This window comes from Pantoea agglomerans, from assembly GCF_020149765.1.
Taxonomy (GTDB): domain Bacteria; phylum Pseudomonadota; class Gammaproteobacteria; order Enterobacterales; family Enterobacteriaceae; genus Pantoea; species Pantoea alvi.
Window position 1 is genome coordinate 208,460 of record NZ_CP083808.1, and the last position, 16,360, is coordinate 224,819.

General features: G+C 58.0%; 12 protein-coding genes and 1 pseudogene. 7 read left to right on the forward strand and 6 right to left on the reverse strand.

Features of this window, described 5'->3' with window-relative positions; translation table 11 throughout:
* Nucleotides 1-195: 195 nt before the first annotated feature.
* Entirely contained in the window at nt 196-1,296 is a 1,101-nt protein-coding gene (locus tag LB453_RS00980) for an NADH:flavin oxidoreductase/NADH oxidase (protein ID WP_103796479.1), read from the forward strand.
* A 281-nt stretch (nt 1,297-1,577) separates the two neighbouring features.
* Here LB453_RS00980 and licT read toward each other — a convergent pair whose 3' ends face one another.
* Nucleotides 1,578-2,420: a BglG family transcription antiterminator LicT gene (licT, locus tag LB453_RS00985; RefSeq protein WP_103796480.1), complete on the reverse strand. Its 843-nt coding sequence runs from the start codon at nt 2,418-2,420 to the stop codon at nt 1,578-1,580.
* A gap of 503 nt (nt 2,421-2,923) precedes the next feature.
* Here licT and LB453_RS00990 point away from each other — a divergent pair.
* Both LB453_RS00990 and LB453_RS00995 read left to right on the forward strand, forming a co-directional pair.
* Nucleotides 2,924-4,285, forward strand: a pseudogene (locus LB453_RS00990) (PTS transporter subunit EIIC); the annotation flags it as partial.
* Nucleotides 4,286-4,327: 42 nt separating this feature from the next.
* On the forward strand, nt 4,328-5,728 hold the full coding sequence (locus tag LB453_RS00995; RefSeq protein WP_103796482.1) for a glycoside hydrolase family 1 protein: 1,401 nt from the start codon (nt 4,328-4,330) through the stop codon (nt 5,726-5,728).
* Nucleotides 5,729-5,759: 31 nt separating this feature from the next.
* Here LB453_RS00995 and eptA read toward each other — a convergent pair whose 3' ends face one another.
* Entirely contained in the window at nt 5,760-7,394 is a 1,635-nt protein-coding gene (eptA, locus tag LB453_RS01000; protein WP_103796483.1) for a phosphoethanolamine transferase EptA, read from the reverse strand.
* Nucleotides 7,395-7,548: 154 nt separating this feature from the next.
* Between eptA and LB453_RS01005 the strand changes: the two genes are divergently transcribed.
* The gene (locus tag LB453_RS01005) at nt 7,549-8,565 is read left to right on the forward strand and encodes a lipoate--protein ligase A (protein WP_103796484.1); all 1,017 of its coding nucleotides are present in this window, start codon (nt 7,549-7,551) and stop codon (nt 8,563-8,565) included.
* On the opposite strand, the gene LB453_RS01010 is transcribed toward LB453_RS01005, so the two are convergent.
* Nucleotides 8,562-9,578 carry a LacI family DNA-binding transcriptional regulator gene (locus tag LB453_RS01010; protein ID WP_103796485.1) on the reverse strand — a complete coding sequence of 339 codons (1,017 nt, stop codon included), beginning with the start codon at nt 9,576-9,578 and terminating at the stop codon, nt 8,562-8,564. The two genes, LB453_RS01005 and LB453_RS01010, sit on opposite strands and share 4 nt — an antisense overlap.
* A 270-nt stretch (nt 9,579-9,848) precedes the next feature.
* Between LB453_RS01010 and ascF the strand changes: the two genes are divergently transcribed.
* The 3 genes from ascF to LB453_RS01025 all read left to right on the forward strand — a co-directional run bounded on the left by ascF (nt 9,849) and on the right by LB453_RS01025 (nt 14,014).
* A complete protein-coding gene (gene ascF / locus LB453_RS01015) occupies nt 9,849-11,303 on the forward strand; it encodes a PTS cellobiose/arbutin/salicin transporter subunit IIBC (protein ID WP_224481414.1) in 1,455 nt (484 codons plus the stop codon).
* A gap of 8 nt (nt 11,304-11,311) precedes the next feature.
* Entirely contained in the window at nt 11,312-12,742 is a 1,431-nt protein-coding gene (locus LB453_RS01020) for a 6-phospho-beta-glucosidase (protein ID WP_224481415.1), read from the forward strand.
* Nucleotides 12,743-12,838: 96 nt separating this feature from the next.
* Nucleotides 12,839-14,014 (forward strand): alpha/beta hydrolase-fold protein, encoded by a 1,176-nt coding sequence (locus tag LB453_RS01025; protein ID WP_103796487.1) that lies wholly within the window; start codon nt 12,839-12,841, stop codon nt 14,012-14,014.
* Between the two features lie 332 nt (nt 14,015-14,346).
* Here the strand turns inward: LB453_RS01025 and LB453_RS01030 are convergent, their stop codons facing one another.
* From LB453_RS01030 to LB453_RS01040, 3 genes are read right to left on the reverse strand one after another with little or no spacing between them, the layout of a single operon-like run.
* Nucleotides 14,347-14,784, reverse strand: coding sequence for an ATP-binding protein (locus LB453_RS01030; protein ID WP_103796488.1), 438 nt, complete (start codon nt 14,782-14,784; stop codon nt 14,347-14,349).
* 3 nt (nt 14,785-14,787) lie between these two features.
* Nucleotides 14,788-15,132 (reverse strand): STAS domain-containing protein, encoded by a 345-nt coding sequence (locus tag LB453_RS01035; RefSeq protein ID WP_103796489.1) that lies wholly within the window; start codon nt 15,130-15,132, stop codon nt 14,788-14,790.
* Nucleotides 15,129-16,358, reverse strand: coding sequence for a PP2C family protein-serine/threonine phosphatase (locus tag LB453_RS01040; RefSeq protein ID WP_103796490.1), 1,230 nt, complete (start codon nt 16,356-16,358; stop codon nt 15,129-15,131). The genes LB453_RS01035 and LB453_RS01040 overlap by 4 nt, the downstream gene beginning before the upstream one ends.
* Nucleotides 16,359-16,360 lie beyond the last annotated feature (2 nt).

Here is a 16,360-nt window from a genome sequence, read left to right on the forward strand (position 1 = left end):
GCTTAACTTTCGTGCGCAATCAGGTTGCTTATCGTCCATCCTGACGCTTATTCGCCTGATACCCCTGCTCGCAGCCCTAAAGGTAAACTTCTGCCGTCCGGCTTTATGCTATTTTTTTGCATTAAGCCAATGATCCGCCTGTCGTCTAATACACTTTCTGTTTCGAGGCAGTCATTACAAGGAAATGAGGTATTCATGAGTCAACTCTTTAGCGCAACGCATATTGGCAAGCTGGCACTGGAAAACCGTATTGTTATTGCGCCTATGTGTCAGTATTCCGCGAATGAAGGCAAAGCCACTTCATGGCATCGCATCCACCTTGGCCAGCTGGCGCTCTCCGGCGCGGGCCTGCTGATTATTGAAGCCACCGCGGTTGAGGCGATTGGCCGCATCACGCCGGGCGACCTTGGCCTGTGGGACGACGAAACCGAAGCCGCCTTACGCACCGTGCTGGAGGATATCCGCACCTGGTCGCCGATCCCTCTCGGCATCCAGCTGGGTCACGCCGGGCGCAAAGCCTCGTGCGCCGCGCCCTGGGAGGGCGGCCACCAGCTGGCGCTTGATAACGGCGGCTGGGAAACGGTCGCGCCTTCAGCTGAAGGCTTCCATGAAGAAGACCGCCCGCCGCTGGCGCTGAGCCGCGACGATCTCGCTCGTATCAAGCAGAAGTTTGTTGAGAGTGCGAAGCGTGCTGAAAAGCTGGGGATTGAACTGATCGAGCTGCACGCCGCGCACGGCTATCTGCTGCATCAGTTCCTGTCGCCGCTCAGCAACCACCGTGAAGATGAATATGGCGGCTCGCTGGAAAACCGCATGCGCTTCCCGCTGGAAATTTTCCGCGCCGTGCGCGACGCGGTCTCAGACAATATCGCGGTCGGCGTGCGCATTTCCGCTACCGACTGGGTAGAGGGCGGCTGGGACAACGCGCAGTCGATTGAATTCAGCAAACAGTTTGAGGCGGCTGGCGGCGACTACGTGCACGTGTCGAGCGGCGGCCTTGCGCCTCAGCAGTCAATTACGGTGGGTCCGGGCTACCAGCTGCCGTTTGCGCGCGACATTCGCAAAGAGGTGAAGATTCCGGTTATCGCCGTGGGCCTGATTACCGAGCCGAAACACGCCGAAGCGGTGCTGCAGGAAGGCACCGCCGATCTGGTGGCGCTGGCGCGCGCGGTGCTTTACGATCCGCGCTGGCCGTGGCACGCCGCCGCTGAGCTGGGTGCACAGGCGAGCGCGCCGCCGCAGTACTTGCGTTCGGAGCCGCATGGCCTTAAAGGCACGCTAAAAGCCAACCGCTAACCTTGCCTGTCGGCCCTGCTGTCAGGGCCGGCTTTATTCCCCTTTTTGTGACGCGCAGCATACGCGCTCTCCCGCTCTTAAGGTTTCACTAAGCTGCAAAGTGTAAAACTCTACTCAGTTGCTGAGGAGAGTAAAAATGAAATCTGCACTGAATGCTAAACGTGACGAATACCTGGCGCTGCTTATCGCTTCAGTCAGTATTATTAGCTACCTTGCTATCTGGTTCAGAACCTGAATTTTTAGTGACGTTGTCACCTGTGTGAGTCACGTGTTTTATCGCGTTAAGCAGGTGCCGTCATACAGGTTCTTATTCGCTCGATATGAAGAGTTAAATACATCATCTCATCTTTTTTCAGGTCGTAGCGGTATTTTTGCTGCAGCATGCTGGCTATTTCTTTTGCGCACCGCCATGCGGTAATGTAATTAGCTTTTATCGTATTACAGAGCCTGTCATCTCCAGCGGGTTCACTTGTGCGGCTACGCATACGCTGGGCAAAAAATTTCAAATGGGTAACAAACCGCTGATAGCTTAGCGAATCCTGTATATAGGTTAGCTGCAGCTGCTTTTCTACGAAATCCAGTATATCCTGCATCACGCGGGTCATTTCCATTACCTCCGGCATCGCGCGGTTAAGCTGCGCTGTAACCAGGTGAAGGGCAATAAACCCCGCTTCATCTTCCGGCAGTTGAATATTGAGACGATGCGCGAGGATCGCGCAGGCCTCCTTTCCCAGCGCGAACTCGCGCGGATAAAGACGCGCGATATCCCACAGCAGCGCGTTTTTCAGGTTAAGCCCCTGTCTGTGGCGCTCAATGGCGCAGTGGCAATGATCGGTCAGCGTCAGATAGATGCTTTCATGCAGCTCACCCAGCTGCTGCGCTGCCTGCGCGATAATGCGATCGCAGGCGATCATCACCTCGAGCGGAATTTGCCGCAGCAGTTCGCCCAGGCGGCTGGTTAGCTCATCGCTTTGCAAGCAAAAGACTTTTTCGATGCGCGTCGCGTCTAGTACTTCGCCCGGCCGCTTTTTATAGGCCAGCCCTGACCCCATTACCACCTCTTCCCGCTGCTGCGCATTTACCACGATCACGGCATTATTGTTGAGTATTTTCGCTATTCTCATGCCTTTCCCCTAAATAAAACAGCTTTACCCTATTCTGGCTTTTGAAAATATTGCGTTCCAGTTACTCATTTTTACGCCTGTTGAGAGTAGCATCTGAGAAGATAAAGAGAACCGTTTTATGCTTACTGAGTAATTAATTGTGAGAGCGCATTCAGACAGGCGCAATTGATTTTAAAATTGCTGCCTTTGTAAATGGAAAGTTAAATTGCCCCTGTCGCGCTGGAATAATCCGATATTCACGTTAAAGCTTTGAGTAAATTTTTATTTATTTAGGCGGAAGCAGCAGGCGCGCCCGCACTAATTTCAATTTATTGAGCGACATCACAGTTAATTGCGCGCGATGCGCTGGACTCTTTTTCTCCCGGCTGTTAATTTCTTTTCGCTTCAGGGTTGTTACTGACAACAGGCAAAACCTGAGAGACTTGCTGCCGCCATGCGGTAATAAGTTCTCTCAGGTTTTTTTTTTTGCGCTTTATTCATCTTGAACCAATGCGGGTATTAACATGAAATATCAGGCACTCGCTCAGGACATCCTCAGGCATGTCGGCGGGAGAGCAAATATTCACAGTCTGGTGCACTGCGCGACCCGGTTGCGCTTTAAGCTTAACGACAGCCAGCAGGCGGACGCGGAAAGTCTGAAAGCTAATCCGGATGTGATTATGGTGGTCGAAAGCGGCGGCCAGTTTCAGGTAGTGATCGGTAGCCATGTAGGGGATGTCTACGCTGCGCTCTGTCAGGAAGCGGACCTGAACGACGTAAAGCCCGCTTCGCCAACTCCGGGCAAAGAAAGACCGACGCTGGCGGCGGCCTTTATCGATGTGGTCTCTGGCATATTCACGCCCTTTCTCGGGGTTATGGCGGCCTGCGGGATTTTAAAAGGCGGGCTTGCCCTCTGCCAGGCGGCAGGATGGCTGACGGAAAGCAGCGGCACCTGGCAAATACTCTTCGCTGCGGCTGACGCGCCGTTCTACTTTTTGCCGCTGGCACTCGGCTATACCGCGGGTAAAAAGTTTGGCGGCAACCCTTTTGTCACGATGGTTCTCGGCGGCGCCCTGGTTCATCCCACCATTGTGGCCGCTTTTCAGGCAGCGACAACGGGGCAAACCGCCACTTTCTTCGGCATCCCCATTGTCTTTATCAACTACGCCTCGTCGGTGATCCCCATTATCTGCTCCGCCTGGTTCTGCTGCTGGCTGGAGCGCCAGTGTAATAAGGTCATGCCCTCGGTGGTGAAAACCTTCTTTACGCCGTTGATCTGCCTGCTGGTGACCGTTCCCCTGACCTTTCTGGCAATTGGTCCGCTGGCGACCGCGCTGAGTCATCTGCTGGCGGACGGCTTTCAGCTGGTTAATCAGGCTGCCCCCTGGCTCGCCGGCGGGCTGCTCGGCGCGGCGTGGCAGGTTTGCGTGATTTTCGGCGTACACTGGGGATTGATCCCGCTCATGATGAACAATATGGCGGTGTGGGGCCACGATCCGATGCTGGTTATCCTGCTGCCCGCCGTCTTCGGTCAGGTCGGCGCCACGCTTGGCGTTTTCCTGAAAACCCGCGATGCGCGGCTGAAAACGCTGGCGGGATCGAGCGTCATTTCAGGGGTGTTCGGCATTACCGAACCCGCCGTCTACGGCGTGACGCTGCCCTGCCGTCGCCCCTTTATTTTCGGCTGCGTCGGCGGCGCGCTTGGCGGTGCCATTGTTGCGATGAGCCACAGCCAGGCCTATTCAATCGGGCTGGCGAGCATCTTTACCCTGGCGCAGATCATTCCCCCAGGCGGCATCGATAACGCCTTCTGGGGCGCGGTCGCTGGCACCGCGCTTTCCCTGATTCTTGCCTGCCTGCTGACGGTGATTGCGGGCTTACCACAGCCGCGGCGCGCTGACTAAGCGCTGCAACAAAAGGAGACATCAATGAAGAGTGAGTTCCCACAGGACTTTTTATGGGGAGGTGCGCTGGCAGCGAATCAGGCTGAAGGCGCGTATCGCGAAGATGGCAAGGGATTGACCACCTCTGACATGCAGCCTGAGGGCATTCTCGGGCCGGTGGTGCAGCGCCAGCCCGGCGACGCCAGCATCAAAGATATCGCTATCGATTTTTATCACCGCTATCCCGAGGATATTTCGCTGTTTGCGGAAATGGGCTTTACCTGTCTGCGCGTCTCTATCGCCTGGGCGCGCCTGTTTCCGCAGGGGGATGAACAAGCGCCGAATGAGGCGGGCCTGGCCTGGTACGATAAGCTGTTTGACGAACTGGCGCGTCACGGCATCCAGCCGCTGGTAACCCTGTCGCACTATGAGATGCCCTGGGGGCTGGTGCAGAACTATGGCGGCTGGGGCAACCGTCAGCTCATCACCTTTTTTGAACGCTACGCGCGTACCGTTTTCGCGCGCTATCGCAGCAAGGTTAAGCTATGGCTGACCTTCAATGAAATCAATATGTCGCTGCATGCGCCGCTGACCGGCGTGGGTCTGCAGGGTGATGTGAGTCAGGCGGAGATTTATCAGGCGATCCATCATCAGCTGGTCGCCAGCGCCCTGGCGGTGAAAGCCTGCCACGAGCTGATCCCTGACGCGCGCATCGGCAATATGTTGCTTGGCGGCCTGCTCTATCCGCTGACCTGTAAGCCTGACGACGTGCTCGCCGCGCTGCAGGAAAACCAACGCTGGCAGTTCTTCGGCGACGTGCAGTGCCGCGGCCGTTATCCTGGCTACATAAAACGCTACTTCCGGGAACAGAATATTACGCTTTGCACCGAACCGGCAGACTTTGAGGCGCTGAGCCATACGGTCGATTTCGTCTCGTTCAGCTATTACATGTCCGGCTGCGCCACTGCCGACGCCAGCCAGGCGGCAAAGCTGCGCGGTAATATTCTCGATATGGTGCCTAATCCCCACCTCGACAGCTCGGAATGGGGCTGGCAGATCGATCCCGTCGGACTGCGCACCCTGCTCAATCTCCTGTGGGATCGCTATCAGAAGCCGCTGTTTATCGTCGAGAACGGGCTTGGCGCGCAGGATAAACCCGATGCCGACGGCCAGATCCACGACGACTACCGCATCCGCTACGTCAACGATCATCTGGTGCAGGTGTGGGAGGCGATTAATGATGGCGTAGAGGTTATGGGCTACACCTACTGGGGCCCCATCGATCTGGTGAGCGCATCAAAGGCGGAGATGACCAAACGCTATGGCTTTATCTATGTGGATCGCCATCAGGACGGCTCCGGCACCCTGAAGCGCAGCCGTAAAAAGAGCTTCTACTGGTATCGTGATGTGATTTGCAGCCGCGGCGCGACGCTCAGCCGCCAGTAAAAAAAAGCCCTGCGCTGGCAGGGCTTCTCGGTTAGCTTTTACGGCAGGAGGTCAGAATATCATCTTCCGCTTTATAGACCTTTGTCGCCGTGCCGGTTAGCCCCAGCATGGTAGAGAAGAGATTATCCTGCGAGAAGTTATCCTGCGCCGCCAGCTTGTCGAGACAGCGCTTGTTGACGCCATAGCGTTGCTGGTAGTCCGGCGACAGCCAGATCAGCATCGGCACATGTTTCTGTACCTCCGGTGCGATAGCGTAGGGCATGCCGTGCAGGTAGGTGCCGTTCTCGCCCAGCGATTCGCCATGATCGGAGAGATAGACCAGGCTGGTAGTGAATCTGTCCTGATGCGCCTGCAGCAGCTTAATCGCCTTGTCGACGATAAAATCGACGTACAGCAGGGTGTTGTCATAGGTATTCACCAGCTGCTGCTGCGAACAGTCCTGAATCTGGTTGGTGTCGCAGGTTGGCATAAAGCGACGGAACTGGGGCGGATAGCGATTATAGTAAGTCGGGCCGTGGCTGCCGATGGTATGCAGCACGATCACGCCGTTGCCCTGCAGCTGCTGAATATAATCCTCCAGCCCGTGAAACAGCACCTCGTCGTAGCATTCGCCCTTAATGCACATCCCCGCCAGATTGAGGCTGGAGAGATCCTGATGCGGCACGCGGTCGCAGGCGCCCTTACAGCCGCCGTCGTTATCATTCCACAGCACCTTAATGCCGGCGCGCTGAATCACATCCAGCAGTCCCTCCTGATGCCCGGCGAGCGCGTCATCGTAGTGAACGCGCGGCATACCGGAAAACATGCAGGGAACCGACACCGCCGTCGCCGTGCCGCAGGAGGCGGTATGCGGAAAATAGGTGATGTTATCGTTCTTCAGCAGCGGGTTGGTCTCGCGCTCGTAGCCCGACAGGGAAAAGTTGGCCGCGCGCGACGTTTCGCCGACGATTAAAATAGTCAGATTCTTTTTGCCCGTCTGCATCGCCGGCTGCAGGCGTGCATCTTCACCGATTTTCACCAGCGGCAGATTTAAATCCCGGTTGTGCTTATACCAGGAGAGCGTGGCGGTAATAGCGTTTGACGGGCTGAGCGACTTCACCAGCTCTTTCTGATTGCGGAACAGCGAAGCGTAATCTTTGTAGAACAGCGAGGCCACCAGCAGAATGCAGATCACCGACGCCGCCACGCTAACAATGCGATAAACCGCGCTTTTCCAGAAGGGGCTGGTGGGACGAACCCGCACCCAGAACGCCACTCCCGCCATTACCACGCCGGAAAGCAGCAGCGTCGCCACCAGCTGCGGCGTCAACAGCGCAAAGCTCTCGGACGGCGTGGTATCGAGGATATTGACCAGCATCGACCGATCAATAATCACCCCGTAATTCCAGATGAAATATTGCGCAGCGGCGGAGACCAGAATAAACAGCGCGATAATCAGGCGATCGAGCCAGATAAAAGAGGCGATGGTCGCAACGATATTAATTACTGAAATCGCCACCAGCGGCATCGAGAGAAAGACCAGCCAGTTGCGCACGCTGTCCAGCGGCATGGCAGCGATGACCTGACGGTAAAAGGCCAGGTTAAGAAATACCGCGATATAAATCGAAAACAGCAATAAAAAAGAGAGCCGATTCAGCGTCGGTCTTTTATTGAGCGGGAAAAACATGCTTGCAGTCCATCTGTTAACAGGAGCGGACAGCATGCTGCATTAACTTTAGGGAAACCTTAAGCCGCTTTAATCAGAGCACGCGCCATCATGCTGGCGACGTCGAAGCGCGTTAAAATGAATGCCTGCTTTGCTTACTGCCTCTGGAGAAGAGATGACCACGCTGCGCCTGCTGCTTTCAGAATCAAACGATCCCTGGTTTAACCTCGCCGTCGAGACCTGCATTTACCGGCAGATGCCCGCCACGCAGAAGGTGCTGTTTCTGTGGCGCAATGCCGAAACCGTGGTAATCGGCCGGGCACAAAATCCCTGGAAAGAGTGCAATACGCGGCGTATGGCGCAGGACGGCATTAAGCTGGCGCGCCGCAGCAGCGGCGGCGGCGCGGTATTTCACGATCTCGGCAACTGCTGTTTTACCTTTATGGCGGGCAAGCCGGAGTATGACAAGAGCGTTTCGACCGGCATTATTTTACGTGCGCTGAGCGCGCTGGGGATTGAGGCCGAGGCGTCCGGGCGCAACGATCTGGTGGTCAGGCGCGGCGAGGAAAGTCGCAAAATATCCGGCTCCGCCTATCATGAAACTCCCGATCGCGGCTTCCATCATGGTACTTTTTTAATCAATTCTGACCTGTCGCGGCTGGCGGATTATCTTAACCCGGACATCAAAAAGCTGCATACCAAAGGCATTACCTCTGTGCGTTCACGCGTGGCGAATTTAACGGAAATTGCGCCAGAGATAAACTACGCGGCAATTTGTGACGCTGTCACAGAATCCTTTTTTGATTACTATCAGGCGCGCTGCCAGCCGGAACGCATCTCGCCAGAGGCGCTGCCCGATCTCCCTGGCTTTGCCGAGCAGTTTGCACGCCAGAGCAGCTGGGAGTGGAACTTCGGCCACTCACCCGACTTCTCTCACCTGCTTGATACCCGTTTCGCCTGGGGCGGCGTGGAGATCCATTTCGACGTCGAGCGCGGCGTAATTAGCCGCTGCCAGATCTTTAGCGACAGCCTTAATCCCGCGCCACTGGAGGCGCTGGCGACGCAGCTGCAGGGCGTCGACTATCGTCCCGACGCGCTCGCCGCTGCGGTCGCGCGGCTGCAAGTGGCGTTTCCCGCACAGCATGAGGAGCTGGCAGAGCTGAAAAGCTGGCTAACCACCAGCGTCAGCTAGCGCGAAAACGGGCCGGGCGCCACCGATTCGCGCAGCGACAGGCTGGCGGCGAACGCCTCGGCGTCCTGCCACGAGCCGCCGTCGAGCATCGCCAGCAGGCGCGCGATCGCCTCCTGGATCATTTCCGTAACGGGAATTTTAACGCTGGAGAGCGCGGGAACGATAAAAGGCGCCAGCGGGATATCGTCAAAGCCCAGTACCGACACCTGCTTCGGCACCGCTATCTCTGCCGTGGTCAGCGCTCTGATGGCACCAATCGCCATCTCATCGTTGCTGGCTACCAGCGCGCTAAAGGGGCAGCCGCTGGCGAGCAAGGCAGCCGCTGCCTGCGCCCCGCTCTCTGCATGCCAGTTGCCCTGCACGATAAGCGCCGCGCGCAGCGGAATACCGCTCTCCTCCAGCGCCGCTTTATAGCCGGCGAGGCGCTCAAGGCCGGTCGGGGAATCAAGCGAGCCGGTGATAAAGCCGATATCCCGATGCCCGAGATCGATAAGCGCTTTCACCGCCATCGCGCTGATCCGCTTCTGGTCGGCGTAGATGCAGAAGCTGTGGTGCTGGCGCAGGCGTCGGTTCACCACCAGCACCGGCTGCTTATGCTGCGCGATAATCTCATCCATTTCGTCAACGCTGAGAAAGCGCGGGTAGATGATAATGCCGTCGCAGCGCAGGTCGAGCAGAAAATCGATCGCCGCCCGCTCCTGCGCCGCGCTGTGCTTGCCGTCCGCCAGAATAAGCTGGCGGCCCTGCTGCTCCAGCATGCGCGCGGAGTGCGACATCAGCTCGGAAAAGTAGTTGCCGCTGTAGAGGGTATTGGTCACGACCAGCCCGACTGTCTGGGTCGATTTCACCGACAAATTGCGCGCCAGTAAATTGGGGCGGAACTCCGTTTCGGTCACCGCCTGCATTACCTTTTCCCGCGTCTCCTGACTGACATAGCCATTGCCCGACAGCACTCTGGACACCGTGGCTTTTGACACGCCCGCCCGTTTCGCGACCTCAAGTATGGTGGCCATAATTTTTCCCTTCTCCTTCAGTCAGCTGAGCAGTCTACTTAACCTCAGACCCCGCTCGACAGGCATCAATCCAGTAAGTGACAGTAATCACAGTTTAGAAAATATCCGCTTTTTGCATCTTGTTATCAATTTTGCAACTGTTCATGCTTTTGTGAAACCGGTTTCCTATGGCGCATCATCCCGCTCTGGCGAATCAGCGCACACTCTGTCCCTACAACAGCAGGCCGCCGGTAAAAAACACTCTACTCATAACAACAGAGACGCAAAACTATGCCTAATCCCTACGCAGAAGTCTCTCGCGCCATCGTACAGTCGCTGGGCGGCATGCAAAATATTGAGGCAGTGACCCACTGCATGACCCGCCTGCGGTTCGTGCTGAAAGATCCCGCCCTTATCGACAGCGCCGCGCTTAAAGCGCTGCCCGGCGTAATGGGCGTGGTCCACAAGGAGACCCAGTGTCAGGTCATTATCGGCAACAACGTCGGCAAGGCCTATCAGGCGATCCTTGAACTCGGCACCCCGGCCGCCTCAGGCGGCGCAGCGGTGAAGCGCAAAATTACCCTGAGAGGTATCGGCGCCGGCATTCTCGATGCGCTGGTGGGCACCATGTCGCCGCTGATTCCGGCCATTATCGGCGGCTCAATGGTGAAGCTGCTGGCGATGGTGCTGGAGATGAGCGGCGTGCTGCCGAAAGGCTCGTCCACCCTGACGATCCTGACGGTGATCGGCGACGGCGCATTTTTCTTCCTGCCGGTGATGGTTGCCGCGTCCGCCTCGCTGAAGTTTAAAACCAATATGTCGCTGGCCATCGCTATCGCGGGCGTGCTGCTGCACCCCGGCTTTATCGATCTGATGGCGAAAGCGGCGCAGGGCCAGGCGGTCGATTTCGCCTCGATTCCCGTGACGCCGGTGAAATATACCTACACGGTGATCCCGGCACTGGTGATGACCTGGATCCTGTCGCATATCGAGCGCATCATCGACCGCATTACGCCAGCGGTGACGAAAAACTTCCTGAAGCCGATGCTGATCGTGCTGATCGCCGCGCCGATCGCCATTCTGCTGATTGGCCCGCTCGGCATCTGGATCGGCAGCGGTATTTCCGCGCTGGTGTATACCGTTCACGGCTATCTCGGCTGGCTCTCGGTGGCGATTATGGGCGCGCTCTGGCCGCTGCTGGTGATGACCGGCATGCATCGCGTCTTTACCCCGACCATTATTCAGACCATCGCGGAGAGCGGCAAAGAGGGCATGGTAATGCCGTCGGAGATCGGCGCCAACCTGTCGCTGGGCGGCTCTTCGCTGGCGGTGGCCTTTAAAACTAAAAACCGCGAGCTGCGCCAGACCGCCCTCGCCGCCGCCGCTTCGGCGATTGTCGCGGGCATCTCTGAACCGGCACTCTATGGCGTGGCGGTGCGCCTGAAGCGTCCGCTCATCGCCTGCCTGATTAGCGGCTTTATCTGCGGCGCGGTCGCCGGCGTCGGCGGTCTTGCCAGCCACTCTATGGCATCGCCGGGACTCTTTACCAGCGTGCAGTTTTTCGACCCCGCCAATCCGATGAGCATCGTCTGGGTGGTGGCGGTTATGGCGCTCTCCGTGGTGCTCTCTTTTATTCTGACGCTGATTTTAGGCTTTGAAGATATTCCGGAAAGCGCGCCTGAGGCCAGCGCCTCACCCGCTCAGACCGACGCAATTAAGCCCGTTAAGGCGGCAGTCCATCATTGAGGTAATTTATGTCTGAACTGACATTTCCAGCAGGTTTTTTATGGGGTGGCGCGCTCGCCGCAAATCAGTCTGAAGGCGGGTATCGCGAAGGCGGGAAAGGACTGACGACGGTCGATATGATCCCGCACGGCCCGGCGCGCATGCCGGTAAAGCTCGGGTTAGAGAAGCGGTTTGCGCTGCGCGACGATGAATACTATCCCAGCCATGAAGCGATCGATTTTTATCATCGCTACAAAGAGGATATCGCCCTGATGGCCGAGATGGGCTTTACGGTGTTTCGCACCTCCATCGCCTGGAGTCGCCTTTATCCGCGCGGCGATGAGCCTGAGCCGAACCCGGAAGGGATCGCTTTTTACCGCAGCCTGTTTGAGGAGTGCAAAAAGTACGGCATCGAGCCTCTGGTTACCCTGTGTCATTTTGACGTGCCGATGCACCTGGTGATGGAGTATGGCTCGTGGCGCAGCCGCAAAATGGTCGATTTCTTTGCCCGCTATGCGCGCACCTGCTTTGAGGCTTTCGACGGGCTGGTGAAGTACTGGCTCACCTTTAATGAGATCAATATTCTGCTGCACAGCCCCTTCTCCGGTGCCGGGCTGGCGTTCGAGGCGGGAGAGAATCAGGATCAGGTGAAGTATCAGGCGGCGCACCACGAGCTGGTGGCCAGCGCGCTGGCTACCCGAATCGCTCACGAGGTCAACCCGGCAAATCAGGTCGGCTGTATGCTGGCAGGCGGCAACTTCTATCCCTGGTCCTGTAAGCCGGAAGATGTCTGGGCGGCGCTGGAGAAGGATCGCGAAAATCTCTTCTTTATCGACGTGCAGGCCAGAGGCGCCTATCCCGCCTATGCCGCCCGCCTGTTTCGAGAGAAAGGCGTTACGATCGAAATGGCGAGCGACGACGCAGAGACGCTGAAAAACAGCGTCGATTTCGTCTCATTCAGCTATTACGCGTCGCGCTGCGCTTCGGCGGAGATGAACGAGCAGAACAGCAGCGCCGCCAACGTGGTGAAGTCGCTGACCAATCCCTATATCAAGCGCAGCGACTGGGGCTGGGGCATCGATCCGCTGGGGCTGCGCATCACCATGAATATGATGTACGACCGCTATCAGAAGCCGCTGTTTCTGGTTGAGAACGGACTGGGGGCGCAGGATACCGTGGAGGCGGACGGCAGCATCAATGACGACTACCGCATCAGCTATCTGCGCGAGCATATTCGGGCGATGGCGCAGGCGATTGACGACGGCGTGCCGGTGATGGGCTACACCACCTGGGGCTGCATCGATCTGGTCGCTGCCTCTACCGGCGAGATGAGCAAGCGCTATGGCTTCGTCTATGTCGATCGGGATGATCTGGGGCGCGGCACGCTGGCGCGCTCGCGGAAAAAATCGTTCTGGTGGTATAAAAAAGTGATCGCCAGCAACGGCCGCGACCTTAGCTAAGGCTACGCTAATCAGGCAGCAAAATTCACGCGCGGCAGCTCAATTTTTCCAGCTTATGCCACACTTAACGGACCCGCATTCTGTTAAGGATATCTGATGAATTTTCGCTGCCTTTTTCTCTGCCTCGGCCTGGCGGTATGGAGCCAGCTGACGCTGGCGATTCCCCTTCCCCAGCGCCCGCCCGACACTCTTCCGCCGGAACGCTATATCAGCCACGTCAACGCTAACAACACGATAACGTGGCAGTTATGGGCGCCCGCCGCCAAAGCGGTTGAGGTGGTCACCGGCGCTACGCCCGATCGTTACGTTTCCCATCCGATGACCAAAGACGACCAGGGCATCTGGTCTTTTACCAGCGAACCTCTGCAGCCCAGCTTATATGAATACTTTTTCAACGTGGACGGCTTCCGCAGCGTCGACACGGGCAATGCGCTGGCGAAACCGCAGCGGCAGGTCAATACCAGCCTGATCCTGGTGCCCGGCAGCCTGCTGGACGAGCGCGAGGTGCCGCACGGGGAGATCCATACCCTGACCTGGCATTCGCCGTCGCTGAAGCGTGAACGGCGCATCGCCGTCTGGGTGCCGCCCGGCACGCGCGCCGATTCGCCGCCGCTACCAGTGCTCTACTACTACCACGGCTTTGGCGATACCGGTATGTCGGTGCTAACGCAGGGACGGGTGCCGCAGATTATGGACAACCTGCTCGCCGAGGGAAAAATCGAGCCGATGCTGGTGGTAATGCCGGATACCGAAACCGACGCCGAGGGCGCGATACCGGAGAGCTTTGCCCCCGCTACGCGCCGCGAGGTTTTCTATCCGCGCAACGCGCAGGCGGCGGACAAAGAGCTGATGGAGGAGATTATGCCGCTGGTAGCCGCGCGCTATCCGGTGCGCAAAGAGGCCAGCGGCCAGGCGCTGGCCGGTCTCTCTCAGGGGGGCTATCAGGCGCTGGTCAGCGGCATGCGTCATCTGGATAAATTCGCCTGGCTGGGGATTTTCAGCGGCGTGACCACCGAAACCGTGCCTGACTTTCGCGTGGCGGCGCAGCTGAAGAAGCCCGCAGCTATCAACCGCCAGCTGAAGCTGCTGACGCTGGTGAGCGGCGAAGAGGATATTATTACCGGGCGCGATATGACCGGGCTGAAGGCGCAGCTGGATCAGCGCGGCATCCGCAACGACTGGCACAGCTACCCCAAACTGGGGCATGAAATGGATGTGTGGCGTCCGGCCTATATCGATTTCGTTCAGAAGCTGTTTCGGACGGAAAAGTGAGCTGCCCTGCGTAGCGAAACCGCCAAAACTTTTTTCCCTGTTGGCCAAGGGAGGCATTTGCCTCCTTTGTTATTTTTACTATCAGGCACAACAAGGATCTGTTTTATGAGTCACCATAGAGACGATCCCGTCGGGATATTTCCAGGCGATCGCCGCACAGAAGAGCGAGGATCAAACTGATCCTGCAGCGATTGAACAGCGCCTGGCAGCAAGCACCGTATGGGCTTCCTGATGTTGATAATACAACGCGACCAACAGGCTAATTCCCACTGAAATAACCTTGCCCGCGCCAGGAGCGGAACGGATATATCAGCGGTTGCGGCGCAGAACCGCTAAGGCAGCGTTTTCACCAGGGTCAGCTGGTTTTCCGTTTCTCCCTGATGGTAGCTGACCCGGTCGACGCCTGAAAAAATAAGCTGCATGCCGCGTCCGCCCTCGCTCAGGCTCTCCAGCGTCAGCGGCGCGTCGGGATCGATCACCGGCGGCTGGCGCTTATCCTCCGGCACCGGCACGCCGCTGTCGTAGAGCGTTACCGTGACCGCGCGGCCGTCGTGGCTAAAGCAGACCCGGTAGCGCGCCGAGGCGTCGTCATGATAGCCGTGGCGAATGATATTGCTGGCTGCCTCGCATAACGCCAGATCGAGCGGATAGATCCAGGCCTCATTCACCGGCAGCGCCGCCAGGAACTGACGCAGCGCAACGCCAAGGGTTGTCAGGCTGTTAATCGTTGCGCAGAGCCGAAGCTCTTTTTCCTGAGCCTGTTCGGACATAGGTCAGCCTCCTTCGTTAATCACGGCGAGCGCCTCGCTGCGATCGGCGCAAAGGGTAAACACCCGGTCCATACGGGTCAGGGCAAACATCGCTTTGATATTGGCATTAAGCGCGCAGAGCACCAGCTGCCCTTTGCCGCTCAGCGACTTCAGCACGGAAATCAGCGCGCCCAGACAGCTACTGTCGATAAAATCGACGCGCGAAAAGTCGAGGATCAGCGCGCTCTCCCCCTGCTTGATCACCTCCGCTATCGCCTCTTTAAAACGCAGCGCGACCGACGCGTCCAGACGGCGCACCACCGGCGTAAAGATAAAGGCCTGGTCGATCTTTTCAGTTTCAAATTTCATTTCGCTTCTCCCGTTAAGCCCTGCTGCCGTTCAATGACCAGCAGGGAAATATCATCCGCCGCTGACGCGGCTTCGTCCGTTGCTATGCCGCGCCACTGATTAAGCGACTGCTCTACCGCCGCCAGCAGCGCCTCAAGAGAATGGCCATGCAGCGAGGCCAGCAAAGCTTCCAGCCGCGCGGTGCCAAACATCTGCTGCTCGGCGTTTTCACACTCGCTGATGCCGTCGCTGTAGAGGCAGAGCCGCTCGCCCGGCGCGAGGTGAAAGGCGTACTCATCCCAGTCGAGCTGCTCAAGCAGCCCAACCGGCGGCCCGCCCTCGCCGATTTCGCGCACCGCGCCACTGTTGCTGACGATAAACGGCGTGGGATGGCCCGCCTGGCAGAGCCGCCCTTCGCCGCTGAGGCGATCGATAACGCCGTAAACCAGGGTGAAATAGCTGGTGACCTCGGGGTGCTGCGCGCAGAAGCGCTCGTTTAAAATGCGCACCACCTGCGACGGCGGCGTAACGGCTTCGCCGTCAAACAAAAAGGGATCGACCGTGCGGCCGTGCAGAAACTGGCGCGCCACCGCCACCGACATCATCGCCGCCGTCACGCCGTGTCCGGCGACATCGACGCAGTAAAAGCCTGCGGTTTTGTCATCAAGAGGAAAGAGATGAAACAGATCGCCGGAAACCCAGGCGGACGGCATAAACAGCCAGTCGGCGAAATAGTCGCCCTGGCGCAGATGATGCGGCGGCAGAATACTGCGCTGCAGCCGGGCCGCCGCCTGCAGATCCTGCTCGATCTGCGTCAGCGCCTCGCTGAGACGGCGATTTTTGCTGGCCAGCGTCCCCTCCAGCCGCAGGATGCGCTCGCCCGCATGCAGGCGCGCCTGCAGTTCCACCTGATTGACCGGCTTGCGTAAAAAGTCATCCGCGCCGACGTCGAAGCCGACGCGTAAATCCTCCACGCTGTCGCGGGCGGTGAGCACGATAATGTAGATATAGCGATCCTGTAGCTGATGGCGGATCTCACGGCACAGCGTCAGGCCATCCATCACCGGCATCTCCCAGTCGCTAATCACCAGACTGACCGTCTCCTGCGCCAGCAGCGCCAGCGCCTGCTCACCGTTCTCCGCTTCGAAAACCTGATAGCCCCACTGCCGCAGCAGCCCTGCCAGCAGCCGTCGGTAAAGCTGCGCGTCGTCAACGATCAGCACGGATTGAGGCGGTAGCGCGTCCATAA

What these genes read in the sequence shown, in the direction of transcription:
- LB453_RS00980 (WP_103796479.1), top strand. Translation starts at nt 196, where the DNA reads ATGAGTCAACTCTTTAGCGCAACGCATATTGGCAAGCTGGCACTGGAA.
- licT (WP_103796480.1), bottom strand. Translation starts at nt 2,420, where the DNA reads ATGAGAATAGCGAAAATACTCAACAATAATGCCGTGATCGTGGTAAAT.
- LB453_RS00995 (WP_103796482.1), top strand. Translation starts at nt 4,328, where the DNA reads ATGAAGAGTGAGTTCCCACAGGACTTTTTATGGGGAGGTGCGCTGGCA.
- eptA (WP_103796483.1), bottom strand. Translation starts at nt 7,394, where the DNA reads ATGTTTTTCCCGCTCAATAAAAGACCGACGCTGAATCGGCTCTCTTTT.
- LB453_RS01005 (WP_103796484.1), top strand. Translation starts at nt 7,549, where the DNA reads ATGACCACGCTGCGCCTGCTGCTTTCAGAATCAAACGATCCCTGGTTT.
- LB453_RS01010 (WP_103796485.1), bottom strand. Translation starts at nt 9,578, where the DNA reads ATGGCCACCATACTTGAGGTCGCGAAACGGGCGGGCGTGTCAAAAGCC.
- ascF (WP_224481414.1), top strand. Translation starts at nt 9,849, where the DNA reads ATGCCTAATCCCTACGCAGAAGTCTCTCGCGCCATCGTACAGTCGCTG.
- LB453_RS01020 (WP_224481415.1), top strand. Translation starts at nt 11,312, where the DNA reads ATGTCTGAACTGACATTTCCAGCAGGTTTTTTATGGGGTGGCGCGCTC.
- LB453_RS01025 (WP_103796487.1), top strand. Translation starts at nt 12,839, where the DNA reads ATGAATTTTCGCTGCCTTTTTCTCTGCCTCGGCCTGGCGGTATGGAGC.
- LB453_RS01030 (WP_103796488.1), bottom strand. Translation starts at nt 14,784, where the DNA reads ATGTCCGAACAGGCTCAGGAAAAAGAGCTTCGGCTCTGCGCAACGATT.
- LB453_RS01035 (WP_103796489.1), bottom strand. Translation starts at nt 15,132, where the DNA reads ATGAAATTTGAAACTGAAAAGATCGACCAGGCCTTTATCTTTACGCCG.
- LB453_RS01040 (WP_103796490.1), bottom strand. Translation starts at nt 16,358, where the DNA reads ATGGACGCGCTACCGCCTCAATCCGTGCTGATCGTTGACGACGCGCAG.